The organism is uncultured Sphingomonas sp., from assembly GCF_936927845.1.
Classification (GTDB): Bacteria; Pseudomonadota; Alphaproteobacteria; order Sphingomonadales; family Sphingomonadaceae; genus Sphingomonas.
Genome location: NZ_CAKZHV010000069.1, coordinates 13528 through 39370 on the forward strand (window position 1 = coordinate 13528; position 25843 = coordinate 39370).

21 protein-coding genes are annotated in these 25843 nt (G+C 66.4%); 12 read left to right on the forward strand and 9 right to left on the reverse strand.

From position 1 onward, the window contains the following. Positions 1–2: 2 nt before the first annotated feature. Positions 3–1691, reverse strand: coding sequence for an anti-phage dCTP deaminase (locus Q0579_RS16960; protein WP_298814654.1), 1689 nt, complete (start codon positions 1689–1691; stop codon positions 3–5). Positions 1692–1908: 217 nt separating this feature from the next. Between Q0579_RS16960 and Q0579_RS16965 the strand changes: the two genes are divergently transcribed. After that, complete coding sequence (locus Q0579_RS16965) at positions 1909–2922, forward strand: DNA N-6-adenine-methyltransferase (RefSeq protein ID WP_298814657.1); 1014 nt, start codon at positions 1909–1911, stop codon at positions 2920–2922. 214 nt (positions 2923–3136) lie between these two features. On the opposite strand, the gene Q0579_RS16970 is transcribed toward Q0579_RS16965, so the two are convergent. From Q0579_RS16970 to Q0579_RS16995, 6 genes are all read right to left on the reverse strand, one after another. Continuing rightward, positions 3137–3355 (reverse strand): hypothetical protein, encoded by a 219-nt coding sequence (locus tag Q0579_RS16970; RefSeq protein ID WP_298814660.1) that lies wholly within the window; start codon positions 3353–3355, stop codon positions 3137–3139. A 198-nt stretch (positions 3356–3553) separates the two neighbouring features. Continuing rightward, the gene (locus Q0579_RS16975; RefSeq protein ID WP_298814662.1) at positions 3554–4822 is read right to left on the reverse strand and encodes a Y-family DNA polymerase; all 1269 of its coding nucleotides are present in this window, start codon (positions 4820–4822) and stop codon (positions 3554–3556) included. Further along, positions 4819–5247 carry a translesion error-prone DNA polymerase V autoproteolytic subunit gene (gene umuD, locus Q0579_RS16980; protein ID WP_298814664.1) on the reverse strand — a complete coding sequence of 143 codons (429 nt, stop codon included), beginning with the start codon at positions 5245–5247 and terminating at the stop codon, positions 4819–4821. The genes Q0579_RS16975 and umuD overlap by 4 nt, the downstream gene beginning before the upstream one ends. A gap of 77 nt (positions 5248–5324) precedes the next feature. Then, on the reverse strand, positions 5325–5942 hold the full coding sequence (locus tag Q0579_RS16985; RefSeq protein ID WP_298814666.1) for a hypothetical protein: 618 nt from the start codon (positions 5940–5942) through the stop codon (positions 5325–5327). Further along, a complete protein-coding gene (locus tag Q0579_RS16990; protein ID WP_298814668.1) occupies positions 5939–7090 on the reverse strand; it encodes a nucleotidyltransferase in 1152 nt (383 codons plus the stop codon). Before Q0579_RS16990 ends, Q0579_RS16985 begins: the two co-directional genes overlap by 4 nt. 1 nt (position 7091) lies before the next feature. Further along, positions 7092–8123 carry a CBASS cGAMP-activated phospholipase gene (locus Q0579_RS16995; protein WP_298814670.1) on the reverse strand — a complete coding sequence of 344 codons (1032 nt, stop codon included), beginning with the start codon at positions 8121–8123 and terminating at the stop codon, positions 7092–7094. A gap of 116 nt (positions 8124–8239) precedes the next feature. Between Q0579_RS16995 and Q0579_RS17000 the strand changes: the two genes are divergently transcribed. The 11 genes from Q0579_RS17000 (at position 8240) to Q0579_RS17050 (ending at position 23733) form a co-directional block, all read left to right on the forward strand. Continuing rightward, positions 8240–8554, forward strand: coding sequence for a helix-turn-helix transcriptional regulator (locus Q0579_RS17000; RefSeq protein ID WP_298814674.1), 315 nt, complete (start codon positions 8240–8242; stop codon positions 8552–8554). Continuing rightward, entirely contained in the window at positions 8554–9417 is an 864-nt protein-coding gene (locus Q0579_RS17005; protein WP_298814676.1) for an ImmA/IrrE family metallo-endopeptidase, read from the forward strand. Before Q0579_RS17000 ends, Q0579_RS17005 begins: the two co-directional genes overlap by 1 nt. A gap of 94 nt (positions 9418–9511) precedes the next feature. Next, positions 9512–9733: a hypothetical protein gene (locus Q0579_RS17010; RefSeq protein ID WP_298814678.1), complete on the forward strand. Its 222-nt coding sequence runs from the start codon at positions 9512–9514 to the stop codon at positions 9731–9733. Continuing rightward, the gene (gene brxF, locus Q0579_RS17015) at positions 9730–10209 is read left to right on the forward strand and encodes a BREX-3 system P-loop-containing protein BrxF (protein WP_298814680.1); all 480 of its coding nucleotides are present in this window, start codon (positions 9730–9732) and stop codon (positions 10207–10209) included. Before Q0579_RS17010 ends, brxF begins: the two co-directional genes overlap by 4 nt. After that, positions 10206–13955: a DUF6079 family protein gene (locus Q0579_RS17020; protein WP_298814683.1), complete on the forward strand. Its 3750-nt coding sequence runs from the start codon at positions 10206–10208 to the stop codon at positions 13953–13955. The genes brxF and Q0579_RS17020 overlap by 4 nt, the downstream gene beginning before the upstream one ends. A gap of 1 nt (position 13956) precedes the next feature. Beyond that, on the forward strand, positions 13957–16707 hold the full coding sequence (locus tag Q0579_RS17025; protein WP_298814685.1) for a DNA methyltransferase: 2751 nt from the start codon (positions 13957–13959) through the stop codon (positions 16705–16707). Beyond that, entirely contained in the window at positions 16704–19490 is a 2787-nt protein-coding gene (locus Q0579_RS17030; protein ID WP_298814688.1) for a helicase-related protein, read from the forward strand. Before Q0579_RS17025 ends, Q0579_RS17030 begins: the two co-directional genes overlap by 4 nt. Further along, positions 19487–21436 carry a BREX-3 system phosphatase PglZ gene (gene pglZ / locus Q0579_RS17035; RefSeq protein WP_298814691.1) on the forward strand — a complete coding sequence of 650 codons (1950 nt, stop codon included), beginning with the start codon at positions 19487–19489 and terminating at the stop codon, positions 21434–21436. Before Q0579_RS17030 ends, pglZ begins: the two co-directional genes overlap by 4 nt. Then, on the forward strand, positions 21433–22053 hold the full coding sequence (locus Q0579_RS17040) for a hypothetical protein (RefSeq protein WP_298814694.1): 621 nt from the start codon (positions 21433–21435) through the stop codon (positions 22051–22053). Before pglZ ends, Q0579_RS17040 begins: the two co-directional genes overlap by 4 nt. Before the next feature lie 104 nt (positions 22054–22157). After that, positions 22158–22832, forward strand: a complete 675-nt coding sequence (locus tag Q0579_RS17045) for a hypothetical protein (protein WP_298814697.1) — start codon at positions 22158–22160, stop codon at positions 22830–22832. Between the two features lie 67 nt (positions 22833–22899). Continuing rightward, positions 22900–23733, forward strand: a complete 834-nt coding sequence (locus tag Q0579_RS17050) for a hypothetical protein (protein ID WP_298814701.1) — start codon at positions 22900–22902, stop codon at positions 23731–23733. A 24-nt stretch (positions 23734–23757) separates the two neighbouring features. On the opposite strand, the gene tcmP is transcribed toward Q0579_RS17050, so the two are convergent. Then, positions 23758–24936, reverse strand: a complete 1179-nt coding sequence (gene tcmP / locus Q0579_RS17055) for a three-Cys-motif partner protein TcmP (RefSeq protein ID WP_298814704.1) — start codon at positions 24934–24936, stop codon at positions 23758–23760. Further along, the gene (locus tag Q0579_RS17060) at positions 24936–25676 is read right to left on the reverse strand and encodes a phage Gp37/Gp68 family protein (protein WP_298814706.1); all 741 of its coding nucleotides are present in this window, start codon (positions 25674–25676) and stop codon (positions 24936–24938) included. The genes tcmP and Q0579_RS17060 overlap by 1 nt, the downstream gene beginning before the upstream one ends. Positions 25677–25843: the final 167 nt, after the last annotated feature.

Below are 25843 nucleotides of genomic sequence, written 5' to 3' on the forward strand. Positions count from 1 at the left end.
CACTAAACGCCGATGGCCGTTAGACCGACGCGCGCGATACCCTCAAGTCCCGCTGCGACCTGACGTTCCAGCTTCAGGTCGATCTCTGGCCGGTCGTACGTCTTCGGTCGCGCGTCGGCTCGGCGCCACTTGACTGTGTACCCCCTGGCGTCCTTTCGTCCCGACTCGACGCGGAACAGCTTGGTGTAAAGCCGCGGCGCGATGCCCTCGTAAGGGTCGAACCGCACTGGGTCGCGATCGCCGCCAGCGTCGGGCCGCGGCTTTCCACCGCCGTCGTCCGGTCGGTCCGTCGCGTAGCTCTTCCTGTCTACCAGGACCGATTCGGGAAACAGCTCGGCCGTCATGCTCTTGGGATAGGGTTCGATGTAGACGACACGGGTGACCCCGGCCGCAATGATGTGCCTGGCGCACATGTGGCACGGGAAGGTCGTGCTGTAGATGGTCGATCGGTCGATCGCGATGCCGCGCTGCGCGGCGCGCATCAGCGCAGCCATCTCGGCATGGACGACCCGCCCGAATTCAATGAGGTTGGATATCCGCAGTTCCTTGAACCCGGTGCGGTAGCGGCCGGTGACGAGCTCGGCGGTCACTGCGGATGCGTCGCCGTCGACTTTCCGCTCGTACAGTCCCTCCTTCTCCAAGAAGGCAAGCAGCTGGCCGATGATGTCGAACTTCATTACCGCGTTGAAGTCTTGCCCGGTCGTGTGGTCGCGGTTGTCGAGGGCGGAAGGCTCATCCGGCCAGTACGTACCGCCGCCCGCCATGGGAACGTCGTTGCAGCCGCTCGAGACAATCTCGCCGTGGCGATCGACGATGACGGCGCCAATCTGCCGAGAGAGATCGGCGGAGCGGAGGGCGGCCATGCTAGCCTCAGCCATGTGGTGCTCGCCGCGGTAGGGTGTGATATAAGGGTCGCCGAACAGCGCGTCGAGGAAGCGGCCTAGAGCGACGTCGTATCCCTCTCGAACGCGGATGAAGAAGTCTCCTAGCGGGAATGCGTCGCGGACGTACTGGCCGATGCCGCCGCCCGGACGCTTCTCGTCAATGTCCACGAGGGTAGTCGCTTCCTCGCGATACTGGTCGACGTTCGTGCTGGTCGCCGACTTGGCGATGTCGCGCTGCAGCTTGGCGACGCGCGCGTCCCGGGAATCGAACGCCGACACGAGGACGAAGCCGCGCCCGTACAGATCGCGGAGGGCCTTGATCTCGTCGGGATGTTTGAGGGAGTCGACGATGTAGCACGCGTCGTCGGCGTGCACGTCCTCGGTCACGTTGCGATCCTTGTTGAACGCCACGCGCGCGGTCCTGATGGCGGTGACGATTAGCGGCACCAGGGCGCCGCCGTCGCCGGCACCCGTCCTGATGCTGTCGCCCGCGGCCATGAGCATCCGGATGCGGGCGCCCCCTCGAGCCTCGTCGAGGCGGGCCTTGGCGTCGTCGTCACACATGCCAGCGATCAGCGTGCTGACCTTGATCTGCTCGCATCTGTACCGGAAGGCGCTGAGCTTCTCCTCGATGGTCTTGGCAAGATCGTGGAGGTCGGTGCCGATCGGACCGACGAGGCCGATGACGAGTTCGGGCTTGGACGCTTCGGCGGCCGTCGGCGGGGTCCCGGCCACAGCCGTATGCTCGCCTTCATCCCCAGACGCCTCGGTGGTCTCAACCTTCCCGTCCGTCCCTGCCTGCTGCAAGCCGTTATCCCTCCACTGCCACGTGTACGGAGCCTACGTGTTTCGTCGGAGCGTGCAATGGGCGGCAGGCCGAAAGCTATCCTCGGACCGGGCGTGATGGACCGCCGCGGGGCACTCGAGGTTTACTGCTCAGCGCAGAAGTAGGAGCACTACCACCACAGAACCCGTTGCACGCTCAGAATGTGATACCAGTTGAGGTCGGATGTTGATCGATGGATTGAAGGCGGCCAGGCGGTCGGCAGGCTGGTCGCAGAGGACGCTGGCGGATCGGATCGGTGTCGACGCGCAGACGGTGAAGAGGCTCGAGAACGGGGTGGGATCGGTGGCGAACCTCGTCTCCGCGATGGACGCGCTCGACTTCCGGCTGACCGGACTCGGTCCGGGATCGACGCTGGCCGAACAGCTCCGCTCGCGACGCCGGACGAGATCGCTCTCGTTGCAGAAGGCGGCCTCGCTGGCGGGATTGGCACGCGGGACCGTCTCCAGCCTGGAGAGCGGAGGCGGCTCCGTCGCCAGCCTGCTGCGGCTGCTCGCCGTCATCGCCCCTCAGGCGAGGCGAAGGGCGCCCGAACGGTCTTATTGGGGGCAGGCCGACAAGCAGGACCGCGACAGCCGCTTCACGCCGAGCGAGTTCATGGAGGGCATCTATGCCGCTTTCGGCGAGGTCGATCTCGACCCGTGCGGCCACTTCCTCAGCCCGGTCGTCGCGCGCCGCCGCATCCTCCTCAGCGAAGGCGGCGACGGTCTGACCGAGACCTGGTCGGGCCGGCTCGCCTTCGTGAACCCACCCTTCAGCGAGCTGCTCAAGTGGCTACGCCGCGCTCATGACCAATGGCGGGCGGGGAACGTCGACACCGTCGTCTGCCTCGTCCCGGTGAGGACGGACTCGACCTGGTTCCACCAGACGCTCAGCGCCGACGCCGACCTCTACCTGCTGCAGGGGCGCGTCCGCTTCTTGAGTCCGGCCGGCAAGGCGCAGCAGACCCCGTTCTCCCTCATGCTGGTCACACTTGGCACCACAGCCGAACAAAGGCAGCGATACGCCGAGACCGTGCAGGGCATGTGGGTCGCACGTGCGCTCCCCGCGCTTCAGCATTCCGGTGCTGGAGCAGTCCAACGATCCGCGTCAGCCATTCAGCAGCAGAGCGCACGGGAAACGAGCGCCCACGCCCGACTGAAGAGCGAAGGCGTGGGAACGCGTCGTCAACGTTCCGCAGCGAGCCGCCGATGAGTTCCATGGATGAGCCATCCCTCCCGCGACAGGACCGCAAGCGTTGGACACAGTGACTGATCCCGCCGCCAGCCTGCCGCGTTCACTGCCGCGTTCTCGCTGGGCGTCGGTCAGCGCGAGTCGGCGTGCGCCCGACCGAGAAGCGATCGCTTCGTCGCCTCCTTCCAAACCAATCCGACATCGCGATCGGCGCTATCGCACAGGCGGGCGGACGCTATGCGCCCGCATCCTCGTACGTGAACTTCATGCCGGTCGCCGCGAACAGCGCGAGACGCGCCGCCACTGCGCGGTAGAAAGTTCCGGCGTCGTCGTTGTCACGAAGGTGACCATCGAGCGGCGCGTAGGTCTCAGGGGCCTGCAGGACGGTCAGTGTGCGCCGCCCACTCCCATCCACTTCGACCTTCAGTGTCGCAACGTAATCCTGTTCGGTCACTACCGTCTCCCAAACGCGATCTGTCCACACGCGCCTTAGGGCGAACCTGTCACACGAGCGAGCACCAAACCGTCACCCGGTCCACTCGACGCAATCCGGGGAGCGTAGGACGATCTGGATCGGCGCGCGATGCGGATGCTACCCTCTAAGCGTGAGGCGCAGGAGTTCCATCGTCAACCCGACGACGAGACGACGCACTCAGCGCGCGGAGACCACCGGCACCTCGTCGATCCGCGTCGTCCACGCCGGCGACTTCGACTCGGCGCGCATCCTCCAGTCGCGCTTGAACCCCTGCGCCGCCGACACGGCGGTGAAGCGACCGAACCTGCCGTTCACCTCGTCAAGCGCCGTCATCAGCCGGGCGCGCCGGTCGGTGTCGCCCTCAAACAGCGTCCGCGGGCGCAGATCGGCGGCCACCAGGTCGTCCAGCATGATGCCCGCCTTCGTGTAGGCGAAGCCGTCACGCCACGCGGCCTCCACACCTCGGCGGGCGGCGGCGAGCAGTTGGAGCGAGTCGTCGGTCATCGGGTGCAGCGTCATGCGCCGGGATCCGTAGTGCTGCGGACGGTCGCGCTTGTGCGGGTTGGTGTGGAAGAAGACGGTGAGCTGGGCGGCGACGAGCCCGTGCGACCGCAGCTTCTCACCCGCCCGCATCGCGTACTGGGCAACGGCACCCATTAGCGCCTCGAGATCGGTCATCGGCGTCCCGAATGACCGGGTCACCGCCATACCCTTACGCTGCGGCTCGACGACCTCCACCACGCTCGCGGCCACCCCCTGCAGTTCGGCGACGAGACGCTCCAAGACGACGGTGCCGAGCCCGCGCGCCTGCTTCATCTGCATGTCGCGGAGCTGGCCCGCGGTGGTGACGCCCAGCGTCGCCAGCTTCGCGGCCGTCGCCCGCCCGATCCCCCACACTTCAGCAACCGGGAAGCGGTCGAGGACGAAGCCGCGGATCGTCTCGTCGCGCAGGTCGGCGACGCCGTCGAAGAGCGGGTTCTTCTTTGCGGCCGCGTTGGCCAGCTTGGCCAGGGTCTTCGTCGGCCCGATACCGACGCAGGTCGGGATCGTCGTCCAACGCTGGACCTGCCGTCGCATGCCATTGGCGTGCGCCACCAGGTCGCGGTCGGCGAATGGCGCCAGGTCGAGGAAGCTCTCGTCGATCGAGTAGATCTCGACCTCACTGGCGAACTCCTCCACGGCCGCGACGACCCGCCGCTGCATGTCCCCGTAGAGCGTGTAGTTCGAAGAGCGGACCACGACGCCGTGCCTGTCCAGGCGATCCCGGATCAAGTGGATGGGATCGCCCATCTTCACGCCGAGCGCCTTGGCCTCGTTCGAGCGGGCTATGGCGCAGCCGTCGTTGTTGCTGGCCACGACCACGGGAACGTCGACCAGCTTCGAGTCGAACGCGCGCTCGCAGCTGACATAGAAGTTGTTGCAGTCGATGAGACCGATCGCGGTCACGCGCGGTAACGGCGGGCCAGCGCGACCACGACGCCCCAGATCTCCACGTTCTCGTCGATTTGGATGGCGTCGTAGCCTTCCGCCTCTGGCACCAGCCACATCCGGTCGCCGCGGCGGCGCAGCCGCTTCATCGTGCGGTCGCCGTGGACGAGCGCGACGACGACGTCCCCGGCTCGCGCCTCGACCGCCCGGCTGACGACGACCAAGTCGCCGTCGTTTATGCCCGCATCGACCATCGAATGGCCCGCGACCCGCATAACGTAGCTCGCCGCCGGGTGGTCGATCAGCCAGGCCGCGAGGTCGATCGGCTCCTCCATGTCGTCCTGCGCGGGCGACGGGAAGCCAGCCGGCGTCGCGCAGACGAACAGCGGCAGCTCGTGGGCGACCGCCTCAAAGGGCACGTCATGCAGGGTCAGGCTGGTCATCTACACGCTTCCAAACACCGGTTCGGAGACGTTCTAGGACGGTTTGAACAAATTGAGAACGGACCTGCAGCGGCGGTCTACGGGATGAGGTAGGGCATGCACCGCATCACGGGTTCATCGATGGCGCGCAGCGACCGGGTTCGCGCGCTCCGTGCCGACGTTGGGACGGGGATAACGGGGGTGTCGTGCGATGCCTCTTCTCCGCCCCATGACCCGGTGACGTGCCACATCTCGTAGTAGAACAGCCACTCGGCCGACCATGGGACGATCGAGTCCGCGAGGAGCATGTAATCGTTCCAGTCGTGGCTCAGGGGATGGAACAGGCACAATTGGGGCCCGCGCGGATTGTCGTGGTCGCCGTAGAGGTGCGGAACCGGAAGGTGGGGCTCCTCACCGCGTCGTGTCAGCGGCGACAGCACCCGGACGCTCGGTGCGAAGCCGCCGAAGGCGATCCGACCATCGTCCATACCTCGGTGGTCGACGATCCGGACGCGATACGGCTGCGACACGGGCGTGAGCTCGCCCTCCCAGATCGTTACCCAGGGCAAGTCCAGCACCGCTCGAAAGTCGGGAAACTTCTCCTTCATCGCCTTCGCCTGCAGCTGCGCGAAAGCGTTCGCGACCGCCGGGCGCCAGCCGTTCGACGCCACCGTGAGCAGCGGTGCCGACCAGCTTGCGTCCGGGTCCGCAATCATCGCGCCGGCCCGCCGTAGAACTTGTGGGCCGGCGCCGCCACGCTGCCCGCGGGGACTGCCCCGCCGAAGCTGACCGCACCGGTCTTCGCCGTGGCGAACTGGCCCGAACGGCTCTGCGCGTTCGCACGCTCCACCGCTTGGCGATAACCGTCTCGCGCCGCATTCTCGCCGAACAGCTCCATCAGGATGTCGCGCTTGCTCACCTGCGTGCCCGCCGAGCGGACGAGTTCATCGAGCCGCTGGACGAGGATTGCGAGGTCGGCGGCGAACCGGCGGTTGGACCAGGGCGTCTTCGGCCAGCGGTCCGAAAGCACGTCCTCGCGACAGGCCGGGTTCTCGACGCGCAGGCCATCCTTAGCCACGGTCGCGCCAAGGTAAGCCGCGGCGTTGCGCAGGTCGGTCACCAAGCCGGCACCCTGCGGCGCCTGCGCCGCGATGCACGACAGCAGGACCGAAGGACAGCGATCGTAGTTCCCGCGGTCGCAACGGAGGTCGCGGAAGCGCTTGAGCAGCTGGATAGTCAGCAGGCGATCCGGCTTGTTCTCGGCCGGGGTCTGCTGAGGCACGGGCACGACCTGCGCGCGGACCGCGCGCTCGTTGATCACGACGCGCGGCCGGACCATACCGTCGAACCAGCGCGCGAACCCCTCCGGGTTCGCGAGCGGGTGATCGGGCCGGCCGGGGTGACGGTCGAAGATCGACACGACGCGCGGGTCGCGGCCCGGCACCAGCACGGCGGGCGTCACGTCGAGATGCATGTTGGCGTAGCCCAGCGTGACGCACCGCTTCTTGATCTCGCAGGTGGTGAACTGGAGTCGGCCCTTCCCGGCGTTCAACGAGCGAGCCACCAGGGCGAGCACCGCATCCGGGTCGGCCAGTGGATCGACCGCCAGCTCCAGGATCAGGTCGATGTCGTAGTCCTCGCGGTCGTCGTATGCCGAGATGGTCGACCCCATGCGGAACGAGCCTTGCGGGTAGATCACCGGTGCGTAGTCGGGAAAGCCGCTCTCGTGCTCGTCCAGGTAGCGGCTGACCGCATCGAAGTGGCCGACCGCCTCCTCGTAGGCGGTGGGCGTCAGCTGGATTCGGCGCGCGACGTCGGCGAGCAGATCGTCGTAGAAGCGATCGACGGGATTGGTGTGCAGCATGTCAGTTCCCCTGTTCGGAGTTGAACGGGACGAACGGCTCCCGCGTGCCGATGAAGAAGCACTTCTCGATGTCCGGCAGGTGCGACCGCGCGCTGGCGCAGCCCATCTGCACCAGCTTCTCGACGCTCGCCGCGTCGTCCAGCGACGCGAACCCGGCCTCCACCATCGGGTTGATCCGAAGGAGGTGAGGATTGGTATGCGGATGCCCCAGCAGCAGCTTGGCGGTCGCATGGCTGAAGCGGTCCTGCCCCTGGAACAGCAGGTCCAAGAGCCACTTCACGTCCTTCATGCCGACGACGTCCCTCGTCGGATGGACGGTGTCGGTGCAGCCCAGCGACAGGAGGCGGACCTCCTCCATCGGCCACCGCAGCACCGCCGCCGCCTCGATCGCTGCCGAGCCCATCGGGTTGTTCGCCCATACGCCGCCGTCCAGCAGATGCGAGGCGCCCTCGAAGTTGTGCGCGGGCAGAAACGAGGGCGCGGCCGCGGTCGCGAGCGCCGCATCCACCGCTCGCCGGCCATGGTCCACCTTGAAGCGCTCGTGGTGCGCGGTCTTGAAGACGTAGGGTCCGCCATGCGCAGAATCATAGGCGGGGATCACCAGCCGGGTGGCGCTGTCGCCGATGAGCCGCGCGCCGAACACGTCCTCAAGCGCAGTCCGCAACTCGTCCGCCTCATACTTGGCGGTGCGCACGTGACGCGCGGTCCGGCGCATGCCGCGGAACCAGCCGCGGACCCCGCTGAGCGGACCGTTCAGCGGTGCCTGGTCGAAGATGCGGGGACCCCGCTCGACGTAGAAGCGGCAGATCTCGGCCGCGCTGATGCCAAGCCCGAGCCCGAGCGCGATGATGCCGCCGGTGGAGGTGCCGGCGATCAGGTCAAACTGGTCGACCGTCCGCTTACCGGTGAGCCGCTCCATCTCGGCCAGGAACGATGCCGGCAGAGCGCCCTTCAAACCGCCGCCGTCGATCGCCAGAATCCGGCGGGGCAACCCGGCGGGCCGCTCAGCGGATGCGTGCGTCTCGCGCGACATCATCGGCCCTTTCCTACATCGCGTAAGATATAGTGAACGGGTAATCGCTTGTAAACCAGCGCGGCCGCAGCGTAAGATCAAACAGACGGCGCCGTCCGGCGTCGGGGAGGAAGACCGTGTCACTCGCCACCAGACTGAAGGAGCTGCGCACGCGGAACCGGCAGTCGCTCCAGCAGGTCGCCGACGGCGTCGGCGTCTCCAAGGCGCACGTCTGGGAGCTGGAGACGGGCAAGAGTCGCAACCCCGGCATTGAACTGGTACGGAAGCTGGCCGAGCACTTCTCCGTCAGCATCGCGTTCCTGACGGGCGACGCCGACGGCGGGGAGCAGGACCCCGCCGCGCTCCAGTTCTTCCGCGAGTTCGGCGGCGACCTATCCACCCGTGACTGGGAAACGCTGCGGACCGTGGCGGAGAGGCTCAAGGACCGCTGATGGTCAACGAGGCGCTGCTGATGGATCTGGCTGACTGCGGATCCCCGGAGCGCCTGCTCGGCGTCATCCTCGACCACCACCACGACTGGACTCCGCCTGTCGACGTCGAGGCGTTCGCGCGGACGGTGGGCATCCTGGAGTTTCGCGACCTGGAGGTCGACGGCTTCGTGGGCGCACTGATGACGGACATGGAGAAGACGAAGGGCATCATCCTGTCCGCGGCGGGCATGGCGCCTCCGCGGCGACGCTTCACCGTCGCTCACGAACTGGGCCACTTCCTCATCGCGGCCCACCGGGGCGACAAACGATGCACCTCCAAGGACCTGATGGAGACGCGCCGCGAGACGCTGCACCAGAAGGAGGAAGCACAGGCCAACCGCTTCGCTGCCGGGCTGCTGATGCCCAAGCCGTGGTTCGCCGCCCAGACGGACGAACTGGGCTCGCCGGAACTGGCGCACCTGCGGGTGCTCGCCTCGACCTACTCGGTCAGCATGGAGGCCGCCGCCAACCGCTACGCCGAACTGACGCCCGAAACCTGCGCGTTCGTGTTCGTCCGGAACGGGCGAATCAGATACGCGCGGCCGTCGAAGACCTTTCCGCCGCTGTCGGTGCGTTCCGGCGATGCCGCACCAACGGACTGCCAACGCGGGGGCCTGACCGCCGGATCGTGGACGCGCGCGGACGTTGGCGCATGGCTCCGCTTGAGCGAGATGACCCGCCGGCCGGACCTCCGTCTGCAGATCGTCGATCAATCAGGCGGGTTCCAAACCGTGCTACTTCACATCGACGCGACGGTGCACGACGACGACGCTGAAGAAGCCGACCTGATCGAGAGCTACACGCCTCGCTTTAGCAGGCGCTGAGGGTTTCCGCGCGAAGAAACCGTTTGGCCAAGCCCAGGCTCATTCCTAAAACCCCGGAAGGATGGAGGGAAACGGGCATCTTGAACTGCTCCGCTTGGTCGGAGAAGCGCTCTACGGCGAGCGGTGGCAGGCGCCCATCGCCGGCGACCTCGGCGTGTCCGATCGCGCAGTGCGCTACTGGATCTCGACGGCCAATCCGTGCCCCGAGGATCTCGGTCTCCGCCTGCTCGCCATCGTGGTCCGCAAGCGCGAGTCGCTCGCCGGACTCGAAAAGGTCGTGTTCGAGCGGCTGAAGCTCAGCGGCGGGCCGTCATGATCGACCATCGGTCAGCCGCGCGGGACGCCAAGCGCCTGCTGGACGCCACGGGCATGTCCGGCGGCAAGCCGGTGCTGCTCGTCGGTGACGATGACGACCGGCGCGTCACGCTCGAGGCGCTATCCGAGCTCGTCGGCGTGCTGCCGATCAACCTGAACGTCGCGCTAGCGCAAGCGCTTATTGATGCGGCCGGCACACGGGCGGACGTGGGCGCGATCATTGCCGCGATGCAGCCGGCGTCCCCCTTTCTCCTGCTCGACCGCATCCAGATCCTTTTGCTGCCGCAGCTCAGGACCAACGCCACCGACGTGCTCTGCCGCGTCGCCCGGCGCCGTGCGGTCTGCGCCTCCTGGCCGGGCCGGCTCGACCAGGGCCGCCTCCGCTACGCCGATCCCGACCATCCCGAATGTCTCGACGAAGACGCGACACGCGCGCTCGTCCTCGACCTGTCGACCAACGAAGGCACATACCGATGAAGTACAGCGATCTCGTCAAGTTCGAGCCGATCGAATCGGTCATCCAGCTGCTCGACGCCAACAAGGCGGACGAGGGCCGTCGCCTGGTCGCCAGCTACGTCATCTCGGATGCCATGGCCGACCGCATCGCCGACGTGATCTTCCCCCAGCTCGGCTTCGATCCCGCGGTCGACCACAAGGGGATCCTGGTCGTCGGCAACTACGGCACCGGCAAGTCGCACCTCATGTCGGTGATCTCCACCATCGCCGAAGATGCCGAGGTGGTGCCGGAGGTCCGCAACGAGAAGGTGCGCACCGCCGCCGGTCCGATCGGCGGGAGGTTCCAGGTGCTGCGCATCGAGATCTCCAGTCGCATGTCGCTGCGCGACATCCTGGTGCAGGAGCTGGAAGGCTTCCTGGCGGCCAAGGGCGTCACATTCAAGTTTCCGCCCGAGGACAAAGTCACGCAGAACAAGACCGCGCTCATCGAGATGATGGACGCGTTCGAGCAGAGGTTTCCCGGTCAGGGGCTGCTCGTCGTCGTCGACGAGATGCTCGATTATCTGCGCTCCCGCAAGGACACCGAGCTCGTCCATGACCTGTCCTTCCTCCGCGAGATCGGCGAGATCGCGAAGAACACCCGCTTCCGCTTCGTAGGCGGCGTTCAGGAGGCGATCTTCGACAGCGCCCGGTTCGCCTCCACCGCCGACAGCCTGCGGCGCGTGAAGGATCGCTTTCAGCAGGTGCTGATCGACCGACAGGACATCGGCTTCGTGGTGGCCGAGCGGCTGCTCCGCAAGGACGAGCACCAGCGCGAGGCAATCCGGAAGCATCTGGAGCCGTTCGCCAAGTTCTACGGCAGCATGGGCGACAAGCTCGACCAGTTCGTGCGGCTCTTTCCGGTACACCCCGACTACCTCGCCATCTTCGAACGCATCGAGTTCGCCGAGAACCGTAACGCGTTATCCACGCTCTCCGGCACGATGAGGAGAATGCTGGACGAGAACGTGCCGACCGACGCGCCGGGCGTGATCACCTACGACAGCTTCTGGACCGACGTGCGCTCCAACCCTGCGTTCCGCGCGCAGATCGGCGTCCGCGACGTCGTCCGGATCGCCGAGACCCTGCAGGAGAAGGTCGAGACGGCGTTCCCGAAGGGTAAGGCGCTGAGCCGCCCGACCGCGCACCGGATCATCGACGGTCTGGCGATCCAGCGCCTGACCACACCCGACATCCACGTGCCGATGGGTCCGACCTCCGCCGAGCTCCGCGACCAGCTCCTGCTGATGAACCCCATGGCGGCCGACTTCCCCTCAGACGAGCCGGCGCAGGACCTGCTCACCTTCATCGACGCCACCATCGGCGACATCATGAAGGCCGTGAACGGGCAGTTCATCACGCGGGCGACGGGCAGCGACCAAGTGTTCCTCGATGTCGCCAAGGACGTCGACTATGACGCCGAGATCGACAAGCGCGGCGAGAGCCTTGACGACGAGGATCTCGACAACGCCTACTACCAGGCCATCGCCCACCTAATGGAGCGGACCGACGAGGCGACGCACCTGCCGGGTCACAAAATCTGGCAGTATCCGCTGGAGTGGTTCGAGCGCCGGGTCCACCGGGACGGCTACCTGTTCTTCGGCTCGCCAAACGACCGGCCGACCGCCTATCCGGCACGCGACTTCTACCTCTACTTCGTCCAGCCCTACGACCCGCCGAAGTTCAAGGACGAGGAGAAGCCCGACGAGGTGTTCCTGCGGCTCGCCAGCAAGGACGAGGCGCTGACCGCCATCCTGCGGCGCTTCTCGTCGGCATCGGCACTGGCCGGACTCAACAGCGGTAACGCCAAGACCGTCTACACGAACAAGGCCGAGGACGCGCTCAAGAGCATGCGCAAGTGGCTGCGCGACCAGCAGACCACCGCCTTCAACGTCACGTACCGGGGCAAGACCCGCACGCTCGGCGAGTGGGCGAAGGGGTTCTCGGTGCGCGAGCGCGCGGGCATCAAGGGCGACGAGACCGTCAACTTCCGCGAGTACATCAACGCGTCGGCGGGCTTCCTGCTCGCGCCGCACTTCGCCGAGCAGTATCCGGAATACCCGACCTTCGGCACGATTGTGACCGACGCCAACCGGCGGATGCTATGCACGACCGCCGTGAAGGCGCTGTCCGGTCCGGCCCGGCCGAAGGACGCGGTCATGATCCTCGACGCGTTGAAGCTGCTGGACGGCGACAAGCTCGATCCGCGCCACTCGCCTTACGCCCAGGAGATCACCACGCGCCTCGCCGCCAAGGGGCCCGGCCAGGTGCTCAATCGCGGAGAGGTCTTCGAGGCGACATCCATGGCGGAGTCGTTCGCGCCGGGCCGCTTCGGGCTTGAGCCCGACCTCGTCGCCGTCGTTCTGGCGGCGCTGGTCCATTCGGGCGACGTGGTCGTGTCCGTCGCCGGCCGGAAGGTCGACTCGTCGAACCTCGGTGACGGCTCGGCATCGCTCGTCGAGGAGCTGGCGGCCTTCAAGCACGTCGAGGCTCCGAAGGACGTCAATGTGACGGTCCTGCGCGACCTCTACGAAATGTTCGGGCTCCCGGCTGGGCAGGCGCAGGCGGCCGCCAAGGGCGACGACGCCGCGGTCCGCAACCTCCAGGACGCGCTGGAGAAGGTCATCGCCAGCACGCTCACACTGGGGACGGGGCTGGAGAGCTCGCTCTCCTTCTGGGGTGCCTCGGTCATGTCGCCGGAGCAGGTTCAGGACGGCAGGACTTGGATCGATGCCGCGAGGAAGTTCGCCGAGTCCCACACCGCCTACAACAGCCCCGCCAAGCTGAAGAACCTGCGAACCACGCCCGCCGACGTCGCGGCGCGTGCCGACGACTTCGCCGGCTACCGCCGCGTCGCATCGCTGGTCGGCCAGATCGAGGCGGTCGCCAGGGACGCAACCTATCTGCAGCAGACCGAGATCGTCCTGCGGGACGACGATCCCTGGCTCGAGAAGGCCCGCAAGGCCCGACACGAGATCGCCGGCCAGTTGGGCGACGTGCTGGACGCTGCGGCCATGACCGCGGTCCGCACTCGCCTCGCCACGCTCAAGAAGGATTACGTCACCCACTACATGTCGCTGCACGCGAAGGCTCGCCTCGGCGTCACGGAGAGCAAGACCAAGGGGACGTTGATGAACGATCAGCGGCTCAAGACCCTCGAGCAGCTCACCCGGGTGCCCATCCTTCCCGGCAATGAGCTGGAGAACTTCCGGAACACGCTGGCCGACCTGAAGACGTGCTCCGGCCTGGTCGAGAGCGAACTGGCCCCGCGAGCCACGTGTCCGCACTGCTCCTATACGCCGAAGGCCGACCAGCTCCCGCTTACAGCTCCGGCGTCTTCGGTCCTGGCGACGCTCGACGACCGGCTCGACACCTTGCTGGCGGCGTGGACGACCAGGCTGCGCGAGGAGCTCGACGATCCCATCACGCTCGCCGAAGGTCTTCAGATGGTCGATGCCAAGGTGCGTGACCGCATCAAGGCGTTCGCGGCAGGCGGCGACCTGCCAGAGCCGCTCGATGGGGAGATCGTGGCCGGGATCCGGGACGCGCTCTCCGATCTCGCCAAGGTGGAGATCACGTCCGCCGACCTTCGCGCCGCACTGACCAGCGGGGGATCGCCGGTGACCGTCGACGACATCCGGAAGCGCTTCGAGAAGCTGCTCGCCGACGAGCTCAAGGGCAAGGACGAGACGAAGGTCCGCTTCGTCATCGTCGAGGAGGTGAACTGATATGGCGAGCCAGGTGCGCATGGACCTGAAGGGCGCTGGGCAGCCGGTGACGTGCCTCGGGCAGACCTTCGCCGATGATGACGAGCGGCGGGAGCACTTCCGCGGTCTCTTGCGGGAGCGGCTCGCCGATCCCGCATTTCGCACCACCCCGGGATTTCCTGAGGGCAGCGACGACGACATCGTGAAGATGTCCGATCCGCCATACTACACGGCGTGCCCGAATCCCTTCATTGGAGATTGGGTCGCGAGCACTGCCGCGGCGGAGCCGCACGCAGCTTACATCCGGGCTCCTCTTGCCATCGACGTAGCGGTCGGGAAGACGGATCCGCTCTACAAGGCACATGGCTACCATACGAAGGTGCCCCATCAGGCGATCGTGCCGTCGATCCTCCACTACACCAAGCCTGGCGATCTCGTTCTTGATGGATTTGGTGGATCGGGCATGACCGGCGTGGCGGCCGCGTTCTGCGACGTGGCGCCAGCCGCCTACAAGCGCACCGTGGAGAGACAATTCAAGGACGACGGGCGTGATGCCCCCGCATGGGGCATTCGTCGGGCAATCATCAACGATCTCTCGCCCGCCGCTAGCTACATAGCTGCAAACTACATTACGCCGTTGGACGTCGACGAGTTCGAGAAGGCTGCCGAGAAGCTACTTCGCGACCTTCGCGCCGATATCGGTTGGATGTACGAGTCCGACAGCCAACGTATCAGCTACATGGTCTGGAGCGAGATTTTTACCTGCCCCGAGTGCACCGGAACGATCAATTTCCATCGCGATGCGAAGGGCGACGATGAGGGGCGAGTGTCGGCGAGGTTCCCGTGTCCTCATTGCGGTGCCGAGCTAAACAAGGATCGCCTGGAGCGTGTTTTCGAGAGCACCGCGGATCCGGCCACGGGTGAGATTTGGCGGCGCGTCAAATTCGAGCCGGTGCTCGTCAGCGTTGCGACCGCGAACGGCCGCATCGAACGTGAACTGACGGCAGATGACCACGCACTGCTTGCCCGGATCGAGGCAATTCCGCTCCCCGCTGAGGTTCCGACGAGGCGCTTTCCGATCGAGCAAATGTCCCACGGCTCTCGGATCGCACCCAAGGGCTTCACCCATGTTCACCATTTCTACCTACCTCGGGCAAGACAGGCGCTCGCTGCCCTGTGGCGCTTGGCGGCGGCGGAGCCGAATGAGCGCGTGCGAAAGATGCTGTTGTTCGCTGTGGAGCAGACGATCTGGGGCTTCTCAATCCTCAATCGCTACAGTCCGACTCACTTTTCTCAGGTCAACCGCAATCTCAACGGCGTTTACTACATCGCCTCCCAGCATGCGGAATGCAGCCCTTGGTATAATCTTGAGGGAAAGTTCTCACGACTTGTCAGCGCATTTCGCCTGTTCGCACCAAAGTCGCGAGATGAGTTTGTGACCGTTGGGACAGCTGCGCACCTCCCGGTGCCAGCGGCATCTGTAGATTACGTGTTCACTGATCCGCCGTTTGGCGAGAACATATACTATGCTGACCTAAACTTCCTTGTGGAGGCCTGGCACGGTGTAATTACCGCAGCGTCGGCCGAGGCTATTGTAGACTCGGCCAAAGAGAAGGACCTTCCCTGGTATGAAGGTGCCATGCAGGCCTGCTTCGCAGAATACTTCCGCGTCCTGAAGCCCGGGCGGTGGATGACCGTCGTGTTCTCAAACAGCCGAGCGTCCGTATGGAACGCGATCCAGGTCGCGCTTCAGCAGGCTGGCTTTGTCGTCGCCGAGGTGACGGCCTTGGACAAGACGCAGGGCAGCTACCGCCAGGTGACGTCCGCCAACGCCGTGAAGCAAGATCTCGTCGTCTCCTGCTACAAGCCGAATGGCGGGCTGGAGGACCGGTTCGAAGCTCGGGGGCTTACCGATGATACGGCATGGGACTTCATCCGCACCCATCTGAAGAACCTGGCCGTAGTGAAGCGCAACAAGGTCGGCGGGATCGAGATGGTCGCCGAGCGTGATGCTCGACGCCTCTTCGACAGGATGGTCGCCTGGTTCGTGCGGCACAACACGCCTGTGCCGCTGTCCAGTGCCGAGTTCCAGGCGGGGCTGGCCGAGCGCTTCCCGGAGCGCGACGGCATGTTCTTCCTGCCCAATCAGATCGACGAGTACGATAAGGCGCGGATGCAGGCCGGTGATCCACCCCAGCGCGACCTGTTCGTCGACGACGAGCGCACCGCGATCGACTGGCTGACCGACTTCCTCAAGGCGAAACCCTCGACCTACCAGGAGGTGCACCCCGACTTCACCCAGAAGACGGGCGCCGGTTGGCGCAAGCACGAGACCAAGCCGGAGCTGCTCCGGCTCCTCGACGAGAACTTCCTGAAGTTCGACGGCAACGGCCCCGTGCCGTCGCAGATCCACGGCTATCTCTCGTCGAACTGGAAGGAGCTGCGCAACCTCGACAAGGACGATCCGCAGCTCGTCGAGAAGGCGCGCAACCGCTGGTTCGTCCCCGACCCCAACAAGCAGCAGGACGTGGAGGCGCGGCGCGAGAAGGCGCTGCTGCGCGAGTTCGACATCTACAAAGCCCACAAGGGCAAGAAGATGAAGGAGATCCGGCTTGAGGTGATGCGGGTCGGGTTCAAGGCGGCGTGGGCGGCCAAGGACTACCGCACCATCATCGACGTGTCGGCCAAGGTGCCGGACGAGGTGTGGCAGGAGGACGAGCGCCTCATGATGCTGCACAGCATGGCCGAGACGCGACTCGAGGCCGAGCGGTGAGCGCCGTCGCCGCGTCGGGCGTGGCGGTCGCCCAGCGCGGCGACTGGCTGTGGTACAGTCCCCTCGGCGCCGTGCAGGTGATCGAGCGGCTGGACCGCTGGGGAGTGCAGTCGCTCCGGGTGTGGTCACCCGCGTCCGGCACGGTCGTGCAGATCGAGGAGGCTATGGCCGAGCCGATCGCCGCGCACGCGCCCACGCTGGACACCATCGTGCACCGGGCGGCCGCGGCGCGCGTGCAGGAGGCACTCGCGACCGAGGTCCTGCTCGCGCCCGTGCGCTCCAGCGTCACCCCGCTGCCCCACCAGCTCTTCGCGCTGGAGCGCGCCATGGAGAAGGGGCGCGTCCGTCACCTGTTCGCGGACGAGGTCGGGCTCGGCAAGACGATCGAGGCGGGACTCGTCATCCGCGAGCTCAAGCTGCGCGGCTTGGCGAAGCGCATCCTCGTCGTCGCGCCGAAGGGGCTCACCCCGCAGTGGCAGGCGGAGATGCAGCTCCACTTCGGCGAGACGTTCCGCATCGCCGACCCGGGCGACTTCGACGCGGTGTCCCGCTGGTCGGACGACGACAACGTCTGGCGCGCCGCCGACCAGGTGATCTGCCCGCTCGACAGCGTGAAGCCGCTCGCACGGCGGCGCGGATGGTCGTGGGAGCGGATCGCCGCCTATAACCAGCGACGCTTCGAGGACCTGATCACGGCCGGCTGGGACCTGGTGGTGATTGACGAGGCGCACCGCCTCGGCGGCAGCACCGACCAGGTGGCCCGCTACAAGCTGGGTGCGGCGCTCGCCGACGCCACGCCCAACCTGCTCCTGCTGTCGGCGACGCCGCACTCGGGCAAGTCGGACCAGTTCCTGCGCCTTATGCAGCTCCTCGACCGCGAGGCGTTCCCCGGCGAGGACTGCATCGACCGCGACCGGGTCGCGCCGTACGTCGTCAGGACCGAGAAGCGGCTGGCCATCGACAACGAGGGCAATCCGCTCTTCAAGCCCAGGCAGACCCGGCTAGTCACCGTCGACTGGGCGCCGAGGCACGACGCCCAGCGGCAGCTCTACGAGGCGGTCACCGACTACGTGCGGCACGGCTACAACCAGGCGCTGAAGAGCAAGCAGCGCCACATCGGCTTCCTCATGGTCCTCTTGCAGCGGCTGGTGACGTCGTCCACCGCCGCGATCGCCGCGACTCTGGGTCGCCGTCTCCAGGCGCTGGAGGATACGCCCGCGCAGCTGTCGCTCGCGCCTGACATCGATGTCGCCGAGATGGCGGACATGGACGGGCAGTCGCAGCTCGACGAGCTGGTGGACTGGCCCGGCTGGCGGTCGGAAAAGGCGGAGGTCGCGACGCTGCTTCGTCTGGCGGAGCAGGCGCTCGGAGGCACCGATGCCAAGGTCGAGGCGCTGCTGGAGCACGTCTACCGCATCCAGCAGGAGGAGGACGACCCCGACCTGAAGGTGCTCATCTTCACCGAGTTCGTCCCGACGCAGGCGATGCTCGCCGCCCAGCTGCGCGAGCGCGGGTTCGAGGTGGCGACGCTCAACGGGCAGATGGCGGTTGAGGAGCGCGTCGCCGCCCAGAAGGCGTTCGCCGGGACGGCACGGGTCCTGATCTCTACGGACGCTGGCGGCGAGGGCCTGAACCTCCAATTCGCGCACGTCATGTTCAACTACGACATGCCGTGGAACCCCATGCGCATCGAGCAGCGCATCGGCCGGGTCGACCGCATCGGGCAGAAGCATACGGTTCGGGCCACCAACTTCGTCCTAAGCGAGACGGTCGAGCACCGCGTCCGCGAGGTGCTGGAGGCGAAACTGGAGGCGATCGCCGAGGAGTTCGGAGTCAACAAGGCGGCTGACGTGATGGACTCGGTCGAGGCGGAGGCGATGTTCGACGGCCTCTACATCGATGGCATCCTCTCGCCCGAGGCGGTCGAGCAGCGCGCCGACGCGACGCTGGAGGAGCTGCGGACGCGGATCGCCGCCGATCGCGAGCGGCGGGAGCTGCTCGGCTCCGACGCCCCGCTCGATCCGGGGGCCGCCCAACGGTGGCGCCGACATCCCATCCACTTCTGGGTGGAGAAGGCGGTGATCGCCGGGCTGGTCGACGCCGGAGGCGACGCCCGACGCGATGGCGAGACCTGGCGGATCGCCTGGCCCGACGGCCCAATCGTTGATCGGGCATGCTTCGACGCCTCCGGCCTCGACGCGGCACCCGACGCGACCTGGCTGACCCTCGACAACCATGCCGTTCGGCGCGTGATCGACGACCTTCCCGCGGAGCCGCCGGGTCGCCCAATCCCGCGCGTATCGGTGCCGCAGCTGCCGGCCGGCGTGGAAGGCGTCTGGTCGCTGTGGCGGATCCGGATGACCACCGTCCGCGGTGACGATCAACGGTACATGCCGCTCTTCGTGCAGAGCGGGCGGGCGTTCGCGCCCACGGCGCGCAGGCTGTGGGACATGATCGTCACAGGGGAACTCGCAACAGCCGGCGATTACGCCACGAGTCCGGCCGCGGACCTCGAACGGTTCGCCGAGGCGCAGGCCGAGCCGATCTACCTGGAGCTTCGCGACGGACACCTCCAGCAGCTGGAGCAGGAACGCCAGCGCGTAGCGGCGGCCTTCGACGCACGCCGACGCGCGATAGGTCGGATCGGGCTCGAGAACGTCCGACGCGCACGGCTGGGCCGCCTTGAGGAGGAGCATGAGCGTCGCATCCGTGAGCTCCAGGACGCGGCGGCGATGATGCCGAGCCTCGAGCCGGTCACCATCGTGGAGGTGCGACCGGCATGACCGCCTGGTCCGACCACGTCACGGCACCGTTCCAGCGCGATTTCGGTCACCTGTGGGTCGTCAGCGATCCAGACGAGATCCTGCTGGCTCCTACGGTCGCGCCGATCCTCGCGCAGAGGGGATTCGAGCTCGTCACCTATCGCGACCCGCTCGCCTTCAGGCATCGCTTTGAGACCGAGATGCGCGATGCGCCTGAAGGCGGCGCCTACATCGTCCACGTGCGCGGCGACGCAGGCACGACGGTGCCATGGGACGTGCTGAACGAGGCGCGCGTACATTCGCTATCGATCCCGGAGCTCTTCGGCGCGTTGGACGCGAACGCGGTGCGCGCGGTCGGCTCCGAGCGCTACGACGACCTATGGCAGGTCACGTCGTCTAGGCCGACCATGCCGACGATGGGTACGGTCGCAACGAAGGACTTCCTGGCGGCCAACCTCTACCGCGTCGTGCCGGACCTGCTTCGCCGCCCCACCGATCTTTGGGAGCAGGCGTTCGACCTCTTCTTTCGCGGCTCACCCCTTCCTCATCTGATCGCCCGCCACGTGGCCGAGCGGGCCTGCCGCCCCGACGACTTGTCGGTCGAGGTGGCGGCATCAATCCTTTCCGACCGGGCGACCTTCATCGACCGCGTTCAAAGGGACTGGGACCTGTTCGCACGAGCGTCCGCACGCGGCGAAGAACCGCCCGCCGACGTCATTCCCTTCGCACTGCCAGGCATCCGCGTGAACCTCGACAGCATGGTGCTGGATGGCACCATCGCACCCGGCAAGGTTGACCTGGTCCCGCCATCGACACCGGGCTGGATGCTCGTCGGTATGGTGCGGGACGATGACGCCGCCCGCGCCCTGGCCGCGCAGCGGATCGACCTGCTGCAACAGGACATTCCGAGAGAGGGCGCCACCCACGGCGACTGGCTGCGGTTCGCCGAACGGCACGCCGAGATCGTCGATGCCGCACGGAGCCTGGCCGCCGACGCTCCCGGGCCGGATCCGATGGCCGAGATCGCACCGGCCATCGACGTCGCGCTCTTCGCCTGGCTGGAGAGCGGTTTCGACGGGCTCAGCTTCAACAGCTACGCGACCGCTCCCTCCATCGTGCATCAGATCGCGCCGCACATGGCGCATCGTCGACGGGCCGGTGAGCGTAAGCAGGCGCTGATCGTCGTAGACGGCATAGCGCTCGACCAGTGGCTCATCCTGGAGCGCCGCCTACGCGCGAACCAGCCGGACGTCCTTGTCGACACCCGGTCATGCTTCGCCTGGCTACCGACGGTGACCGGCGTCTCGCGCCAGGCGATCTTCACCGGCGACCAACCACGGGCTTTCGCCAAGACGATCGGCAGCACCTCGCCCGAACCCGCCGCATGGCGGCGCTTCTGGGTGAACGAGGGGCTCGCCGAGAACCAAGTGTTCTACGCCAAGGGGCTTGGCCACCCGGGCTCCTGCGACGAGGTTGTCTCCGGCCCGATCGCCGGTGGCGCCGAGGTCATCGGCCTCGTGGTGGATACGATCGACGAGCTCCTCCACGGCGAGCTGTTCGGCAAGCAGGCGCTGATCAGCCGCATCGAGCACTGGCTGGGGCTGGGCGAGTGGGATCGGCTCGTCGCATCGCTGATCGGTGCCGGCTACCGGATCTACGTCACCGCGGACCACGGCAACGTGGACGTGATCGGCATGGGCCGCCCGTCGGAAGGCAGCGCGGCCGAGGAGCGCGGCGAGCGGGCCCGCATCTATGACAGCGAGGCGCTGCGGCAGAAGTCGTGCGCGACGATCGCCGGCACCCGGGTCCTGCAGCCCGGTGGTCTGCCCGACACCTACAAGCCGCTGTTCGCCCCCCACGGGCGGGCGTTCATTCCCGACGGCCGCCGGGCCGTCGTGCACGGGGGCACATCCCTGGAGGAGGTCATCGTTCCCTTCGTCAGGATCTCGAGAAAGGAAAAGACGTGAGCACCGCACCGCCCCGAATCGGCATGGATCGCTTCGTCGATGCCGAGTGGATGGAGCTGGCGGCGTCCGTCGTGCGCGGGGAGATGCAGGTGGACGGTCTCCATGCCCGTCTCGCCGCCGACATCCCCGGCGTTCAGGTGCGGCGCAAGACGATCGGTATCATCAACCGCATGTGGTTCCCGGACGATCAGGCCGCTCGCGACATCGCCGTCACGGCGGCCCGCATCGCCTTCGGCTCGAACGGCGCCCGGGCCGCCGCCTACGAAGCGGTGGCGATCGGCGCGTACCCTTATTTTCGGCAGGTGGTGGAGAATGTGGGACGGCTGCTCCGACTGCAGGGAACCTGCTCCGCCGGAGAGGTCCACCGGCGCATGTTCGAACAACACGGGAAGCGGACGACGATCGATCAGGCGACCAGCTACGCATTCAAGACGATGGTGTCCTGGGGCATGATCAGGCGTGAGCCAGACCTCAGGCTCGCGCACGCAGCCCCGCTAGCACTCACCGCCGAGGCAAAGCGGCTCCTGGATGCAGCGGCCAACAAGTCCCGACACAGTGTCACCCCCCTTCAACGGACAGACCCGCTGCTCTTCGCCTTCAGCGAGCAAGGCGCATGACGACCGTGAGGAGGTCAAGGGAGTCGACTGCCTCCCGCGCATCGGTGCGGACCGCCACTGACGGCCTTGACTCCCTGCGGGCCGAGCTCAGCATGGGGGAGATCATGAGGCTGATCGAGCGGACGGCCAGGTGGGTCGATCCGGCGACGTTCCGCCGGTTGCCCGTCTGGTATCCGGAGCACAGTCGGCGTGGCCTGTTCTACAAGGCGAACTGGTCTGAACCACAGCTCAATCGCAACCGCCAGACGGAGGAGTCCGTCCACAAGCGCGAGGGCAACCTCTACGCCAACAAGGCGCTGACCCACGCGCTGGGTCTACGAAGCGGCGATCGGCCGAACTGGTCCTGCTGTCACATCTGGGGCGTGGATGATGCCGTCTACGCACCGACCAACACCGTCGTGCAGGATGCCCGCTTCTACTCCTGTGTGGCGAACATGGTCTTGCTCCCGACACCGCTGAAGGCGTTCACCGACGTGATGCCGGACGTGAAGGCGATGCTGCGGGCGTGCGCGTCCGTCGTCTACGGGTGGCGATGCGACCACGACGACTTACCCGAGATGGACATCGATGCATGGACGAGCCACGCGGCGTATCCGTCCACGTGGCCGAGATCAGGCGCGGACGAAGCCCCGCCAGGGATGGTGATGGTGACACCCGCCATAGCTAAGGATGCGGACAAAAGACTGGCCGCGATCCGGCACGACCTCGAGCATGCTGGGTCCTTCTACCCGCGCGGCCAAGTGCGAGCTGCGCTCAGCTATTGGGGCATAGACCCCTGACATCTCGTGCGGTGTCCTACAGGAACCTTCCGATGGAGCGGCATGGCGGAGAGGGGGAGAACTAGGGATGGAGACGACTGACGAGAAGCACGGCAAGGCGACCTTGCGCATCGGACAAGCCAAGAACGGCGGATGGTCCGGCCTCGTCATCATCGCGGGCAGGCAGGCGGGTGACGTCATCCATGACGATGACCGCGACCGTCTTCGCACCCGATTAATGAACCTCGCCGGGACCGTTCATCCGAACTACTTCGGCATCGACGGCGCGCTCACCCGCTTCCTTCGATACATGCCTGGCGGCTTCGCCGGAGAGCGTTACAGATCGAGGGATGGCGAACGGCGCTACAAGGTCGATGCGCACCGGACGCTGACTGATCTGCTGCCGCTGGCCGCCGCCGCGGATGCAACCGACGCGGATGGCGTGAGGCTCGCTGCCGCCTTCAAGAAGGACCAGCTCTGGACGCACATGCCGTCGCTGCAGGAGTCCACACGATTGAAGGAGGTGCTGGCGCAGAATGGCGGTGCCTTCCTGCGCGCCGCAGCTGCCTTCGCAAACGACGACTTCGCGAAAGGGATCTCGGGCATGCACGCCGCGATCAAGGCGCATGGGTTGCTGTCTTGGCCGATCGCAACATACCTTCCATTCCTATGGGATCCTGCGCGGCACATGTTTCTCAAACCGACGGTCACGCGGGACTTCGCGGAGAGGATCGGGCACCGGTTCGCCGTGGACTACGACGCCGCGATCCGACCGGACGTCTACGAGAGCCTGCTCCACCTGGCCGACCACACCGCTAAGGCAATCGCTGCTCTGGAGCCAGCGGACCGGATCGACGTACAGAGCTTCATCTGGGTGGTTGGAGAGTATCGCGAGCAAGACCTGCCGGCGTCATCCGCATGATCGTCGATGCCGGCGCACCGATCATCAGCGGGCGGCCATCGCCAGGTAATCGTCTTGGGGGACGCGGCGACGGGATTCCCAGTCAGGGAAGTCGATCAGGCCACTCTTGCGCAATTCGGCAGCCAACTCGCCCACGCGCTGCTTCCTGATGATCTCGCGTTCCAGAACCTGCAGGCGCAAGTCCTTGAACTTCATTCCTGCAGGCTGCTGCCCGAGCAGGTCGATCATCATCGAACGTGACGCCGCTTCCGCGGATGCGAGGATCGCGTCCGACGGGCGCGCTGCCAGGCGCGGGGCATCCACGAACATCTCGTCCTGACCTGATCGCTGCGCCTGGGCAGCGACCTTCGCCTCGGCCCGTCGGTCGTCCTGCTGCTTGAGGGTCGCAACCTGGCAGTCACGGAACACCTCGACGCCCGCAGCCGCTCGCGTGGCGTAGACCAAGGAATAGAAGGTGCGGTCGCGCAGCGGGTAGTAGACGGGCGTCTCAAGCACGTGGGGGTAGCCGCCGATCCGACGAAGCGCCTCCGAGAAGCACTCCACCAGCACGGCCTTCCTCCCTTGCGGCAGTTCGTCTCCGGTCACCGTCTTCGCGACATGACCGAGACGCTGGCGCCAGCCCGTGCCCGGCATCAACTTCTCAAGTCCGGCTACGACATCCGCATCGTCGTGCAATGCGAACCGGTTTATGAAGTCGAACATAAAGTTGAACAGCACCTCGGTGCGTGGCCGCGAGATCAACGGAGCAACCGCGTCCATGTCGATTGCGAATCCCTTCGGGTCGATCAGCACGAAGGTGAACGCGTTCGCTGGGATCGCCTTGATCAAGGTGGGAACGAGCGACGTGAACTCGCCCTTGTAGGTCTCGATCCTGATGTCCGGGAATAGCTCCTTGACCTGCTGCAGGCGGTTGAACGCCCGAGCGCTCTTCTCGACGAGGAGCGCGGTCATGCGCACGTCCCTGCCGCGGATGCGTTTCCACTCATGCTTCACCTTGCGCAGTGCGGCGAGCGCGATCCCGAAGGAGGTGTCCTGATACTCCTCCTCTCCGGCCTGCCAAGGCCCGGAGAAGCCGTCCACGTAGACGAAGTCGTCAGCCCAGCTCGATACCTTAAAGGTGAGGCTCTCGATGTAGTTGCCGAGAAAATAGTGCTTCACCCATGCCTGCCGCCGACCGGCATATGCGCGGATCGGCGGCAGCATCACGCAGCCCTTGACGCGACCTTGACGGGCAAATCGTTCCACTCCCGGCCGTCCAGATCACGCCCACCGGTCTTCGGCCGGATGCCGCCCCACTGCTTGAAGAAAAACGCGACATTCTGCGCCGAGCACTGGTCCCGGACGTCCCGCGCCCAGTCGATATGCATCGGGCGGGCGCCGGGCCCGCTCTCCCCGCCGGCGATGACCCAGTGGATACCGCCCAGCTCCATCGGACCGACCGGCCCGATGAGCGGCTCGATCGACAGGAAGCGGACCGCCGCGGGAGCCTGCCGCAGGTGCTCGATCCTCGACCTGGCGCGGTCGTTCTCAACCGACACTCCTAGCCAGATGTGGGCCGGCGGGGTCGTCGCGCGATAGCGACGCCTGAGGTAGTCACGCATGATGGAGCTGCGCTTCGTTAGCACCTGGAACACGTGCCAGTGCGCAGCCTCCATGCTGTCGAACACCTGGTCGACGAAGACGCGCGGCACATCCTTGTGGAAAAGGTCGCTCATCGAGTTAACGAAGATCATCCTGGGCCGCTTCCAGGCCAGCGGCTGCTGCAGCCGCTCCGGCCTGAGCGTCAAGTCGAAGCCGTTCTCGAAGGGATGCCCGGGAACGCCGCGGAACCGTTCCGAGAAGCGGGAGGCGTAGCAGTTGTCGCACCCGGCCGTTATCTTCGTGCAGCCGGTGACCGGGTTCCAGGTGGCATCGGTCCACTCGATTGCACTGCCGTCCGCCATCTCCGCTGCGCCCCGCTAGAACATACATGGAACGATGCCACAGCGCGACTCGCGATGCAACCCGATCGGAGGCGGTTCGGCGATCGCGTCCAGCCGTGTCAAGGTGCGGACGCTGGACAAGCATGGCACTTACTCACCATACTCCCGCAACGGCGCCTAACTCGCCG

Coding starts and splice junctions, on each gene's coding strand:
- Q0579_RS17060 (WP_298814706.1), bottom strand. CDS start 25,676: ATGGCGGACGGCAGTGCAATCGAGTGGACCGATGCCACCTGGAACCCG.
- Q0579_RS17050 (WP_298814701.1), top strand. CDS start 22,900: ATGGAGACGACTGACGAGAAGCACGGCAAGGCGACCTTGCGCATCGGA.
- brxF (WP_298814680.1), top strand. CDS start 9,730: ATGATCGACCATCGGTCAGCCGCGCGGGACGCCAAGCGCCTGCTGGAC.
- Q0579_RS17020 (WP_298814683.1), top strand. CDS start 10,206: ATGAAGTACAGCGATCTCGTCAAGTTCGAGCCGATCGAATCGGTCATC.
- umuD (WP_298814664.1), bottom strand. CDS start 5,247: ATGACCAGCCTGACCCTGCATGACGTGCCCTTTGAGGCGGTCGCCCAC.
- Q0579_RS16990 (WP_298814668.1), bottom strand. CDS start 7,090: ATGCTGCACACCAATCCCGTCGATCGCTTCTACGACGATCTGCTCGCC.
- Q0579_RS16995 (WP_298814670.1), bottom strand. CDS start 8,123: ATGTCGCGCGAGACGCACGCATCCGCTGAGCGGCCCGCCGGGTTGCCC.
- Q0579_RS17005 (WP_298814676.1), top strand. CDS start 8,554: ATGGTCAACGAGGCGCTGCTGATGGATCTGGCTGACTGCGGATCCCCG.
- pglZ (WP_298814691.1), top strand. CDS start 19,487: ATGACCGCCTGGTCCGACCACGTCACGGCACCGTTCCAGCGCGATTTC.
- Q0579_RS17025 (WP_298814685.1), top strand. CDS start 13,957: ATGGCGAGCCAGGTGCGCATGGACCTGAAGGGCGCTGGGCAGCCGGTG.
- Q0579_RS17045 (WP_298814697.1), top strand. CDS start 22,158: ATGAGGCTGATCGAGCGGACGGCCAGGTGGGTCGATCCGGCGACGTTC.
- tcmP (WP_298814704.1), bottom strand. CDS start 24,936: ATGCTGCCGCCGATCCGCGCATATGCCGGTCGGCGGCAGGCATGGGTG.
- Q0579_RS16985 (WP_298814666.1), bottom strand. CDS start 5,942: ATGATTGCGGACCCGGACGCAAGCTGGTCGGCACCGCTGCTCACGGTG.